General features: G+C 58.1%; 3 protein-coding genes. All 3 read left to right on the top strand.

The window, feature by feature from the left end:
- Positions 1–142 precede the first annotated feature (142 nt).
- The 3 genes from DN412_RS42505 to DN412_RS42495 are packed head-to-tail and all read left to right on the top strand — an operon-like array spanning position 143 to position 3388.
- Positions 143–1408, top strand: a complete 1266-nt coding sequence (locus tag DN412_RS42505) for a site-specific integrase (RefSeq protein ID WP_161564138.1) — start codon at positions 143–145, stop codon at positions 1406–1408.
- The gene (locus DN412_RS42500) at positions 1398–2381 is read left to right on the top strand and encodes a tyrosine-type recombinase/integrase (protein WP_115216948.1); all 984 of its coding nucleotides are present in this window, start codon (positions 1398–1400) and stop codon (positions 2379–2381) included. The genes DN412_RS42505 and DN412_RS42500 overlap by 11 nt, the downstream gene beginning before the upstream one ends.
- On the top strand, positions 2378–3388 hold the full coding sequence (locus tag DN412_RS42495; protein WP_115216947.1) for a site-specific integrase: 1011 nt from the start codon (positions 2378–2380) through the stop codon (positions 3386–3388). Before DN412_RS42500 ends, DN412_RS42495 begins: the two co-directional genes overlap by 4 nt.
- The last annotated feature ends 38 nt before the right edge of the window (positions 3389–3426 follow it).

The following is a 3426-nucleotide window of genomic DNA, read 5'->3' as shown; positions in this document are numbered from 1 at the left end:
CTATTACCGGCCGAAAGGTTTTATGCGCAGTAGCCGAGGTAAAGGCCTTGTAGGCAAGTCCCCAGCGTTGGTTTACTGCACATAAAGTTTCATGATGGGAGTCCTGGCGGCCATCGGGGCCGCCGTTGTGAGGAGCTCGATCATGGAGCATTCCACCCATCAAGTTTCAAGCCGCCTTCCGTTGGAGCAGGTCATTGCCGGTGCCGTGGGCGAACTGGAAAGGCTTCACTACAGCAGACGATCGCTGGGGCGCTATCGCGTAGTCTGGCGACATCTCATCGTGTTTTGTCACGAGATGAGCCTGGGAGATGCGTACTCACAGATGCTGGCGAAACAGTTTTGCACCGCGTATCAGATGCGTGAGGGTGAACGCCTAAACTCACGCCAGGGGTGGCGACGGCATATCGTGTTTGCCCTCAAGGTTCTGGAGGACTTTGCGCATGACGGGCACATTGAACGCACCGTCACCGACATGCAGAAGATACAGGTCCCGGCGCCCATGAGCACGACATTGCGTGACTATGAACTGTACTGCCGGGATCGCCTTCATCTTCGCCCAACGACCCTTCGCGAGCGGATGCGTGAGATCGCGATATTCGCGGATTTCCTTGGTTCAAGGAACATCACGTTTTTTGATCAGATACAGCCGCCCGATCTCTGCGCCTTTGTGACCTCGCAACATCGCCTGGTGGCCAAGTCCGTCTCGCGAATCGTTTCCGATGTGCGCGGCTTTCTGCGGTTTCTTCTGCTGCGAGGACTTCTGCAGCAGGATCTCAGCCATGTATTGCCAGTAGTCCACGTTCCCCGAGATGCGACTGTTCCATCGGTCTGGGACCCGGAACTCGTGACTAGGCTGCTCGAAGTCGTTGATAGAACCTCGCCCAAAGGAAAGCGCGATTACGCGATCCTTCTGCTGGCCTGTCGCCTCGGATTGCGAGCGAGCGACATTCGGACACTATCCCTCGACGATCTGAAATGGGAAACAGCCACCATAGAGATTAAACAGTCGAAGACCCTAGCACCTCTTTGCTTGCCACTAACGGAAGAAGTTGGCGAAGCACTGATTGAGTATCTGAGATTGGCCCGTCCTCAATCGGGTCATCGAGAAGTGTTCCTCACATTGAATGCGCCTTTCCAACCCTTCTGTGAGACAGATAACCTGTATCACGTCGTCGAGAGTTGGAAGGCCCGTGCCGGTATTCGCTTCCGGACTCCACAACGTCACGGATTGCACTCGCTACGCCACACTCTCGCGACGCGACTGCTCCATGAACAGACGCCGTTTCAAGTCATCAGCGACATCCTGGGGCACGCGTCGACGGCGTCGACGTTGATCTACGCCAAGACCAACGTGGAAGCGCTGCGCACGGCCGCGCTGAACACCGAGGAGATGCGCCATGACGAGTAGATCATTCAAGGGACGGTTCCGAAGCGCTGTCGGCTCGCTCATGGAACAGTTTGTCCAGGAGAGACGGGCGTGTGGTTACCGATATGATGAGCCCGCCCGATTGCTGGCGCGCTTTGATCGCTTTCTGTGCGATGAAGGACTATCGCAATGCAAGCTACCGCGCTCGATTAGTTGCAAGTGGCTCTCCAAACAGCCCCACGAGTGTAGGGGCACCCACGATCATCGCATCTGTGCGGTTCGCCAATTCGCCCTATTCATGTGCCGGCAGGGATATTCCGCTGACGTGCCAGCTCGATCTCCGACAGTAAGAAATGCAGATGGTTTCTCGCCACGCATCCTGACCCACGCCGAGATCAACCGGTTGCTCCACGCGGCCGACCAGCTCGTGCCGACCGCGCGATCGCCAATGCGCCATCTCATCATGCCGGAAGTATTCCGGCTACTGTATGGCTGTGGGCTGCGTCTTGGCGAGGTGCTGCACCTTCGCGTGGCCGATGTGGACCTTGACCGGGGTATCCTGACGGTGCGTGAGGCCAAATTCGGGAAGGACCGCCTCGTGCCTCCAGCCTTGCCGCTGGTGCAGCGCCTTCGCAGGTATGCGGGAATCATGGGGGACCGGTCGCCCGAAGCGTACTTCTTTCCTTCACCGTCCGACGGACCGTACAGTCTCGAAGCGGTCTACTGGGTATTCCGGGACCTCCTGTTGCGCTCCGGAATCACGCACGGCGGCAGAGGCAAAGGGCCGCGCGTACATGATGTGAGGCACACATTTGCCGCACATGCCTTGCTGCGCTGGTGCCGCGAGGGGGCTGACCTCGATGCAAAGCTCCCGGTACTGGCGACCTACATGGGACATCGGTCTCTTGTCGGAACGCAGCGCTACCTGCACCTGATAGCTGAACTGTTTCCGGAGATCACGGCGCGCACCAGCGCCGTCTTCGGTGATGTCATCCCGCGGAGGAGTGGATCATGAAACCAACGGACTTCTCCATGCTCCTGACCGACTTCCTGACGCATCATCTGGCCGCACAGCGCAACCTAAGCCCCAACACGATCAAGGCTTATCGCGACGTCTTCACCCTGCTGCTGCGATTCTGTCGCGACGTGCGAGGAATCGCACTGGAGCGTCTGTCTCTGGCACAGATCGACGTACCCCTTATTGAGGCATTCCTTGATCACCTGGTAACCGACCGGCACGTTTCTGTCAGCACGCAGAATCATCGCCTCGCGGCGTTACACGCGTTCTTCCGCTACGTACAGTCGGAAGTGCCCGAGCAACTGTTGCAATGCCAGCAGGTCCTCGCCATTCCGCTGCGGCGACAGCCGCGCCCCAGCGTCGATTATCTCTCCAAGGAATACCTTGCACAGCTTCTCGCTCAACCGGATCTGCGTACGTCTGAGGGCCGCCGAGATGCAGTAATGTTAAGCGTACTCTATGACACCGGCGCCCGGGTACAGGAGTTGATTGACCTGAACGCTGGCGACGTGCGCCTGGATCCTCCGTCGCAGGTACGACTCATGGGAAAGGGTCGAAAGCTACGCGCCGTGCCCCTGATGGACTCGACTGTCGAACTGCTGCGCCAGTATCGACGCGATAACAACCTCGATCGCCCTGAACAGACCGACAAGCCACTCTTCCAGAACCGGCAAGGCACACGGTTATCGCGCTCGGGTGTGCGGTATCTTCTCGAAAAGTATGTGATTCCTATACGACGAAGTCACCCCGAGTTTACGCAGCGGGTGAGTCCCCACAGCCTGCGGCACACAAAGGGAATGCACCTGCTGCAAAGTGGCGTCCCGCTCGAGATCATTCGCGACTTCCTGGGTCACGTCGATGTGAAGACAACCGAGATCTATGCTCGCGCAAATCTTGAGATGAAGCGCAAAGCGCTCGAGAAAGTCAGTGACGGTGCGCCGCTTCCAAAGTTCCCATCGTGGCAGCAGAACAAAACGCTGCTCGAATGGCTCCATTCGCTGTAGGGCCGAGGAGGTTACGCACGCCGTTTGTTGGTTGCGGG

It is taken from the genome of Cupriavidus lacunae (assembly GCF_003353055.1).
GTDB classification, from domain to species: domain Bacteria; phylum Pseudomonadota; class Gammaproteobacteria; order Burkholderiales; family Burkholderiaceae; genus Cupriavidus; species Cupriavidus lacunae.
This window is presented reverse-complemented; position numbering and strand designations above follow the sequence as displayed.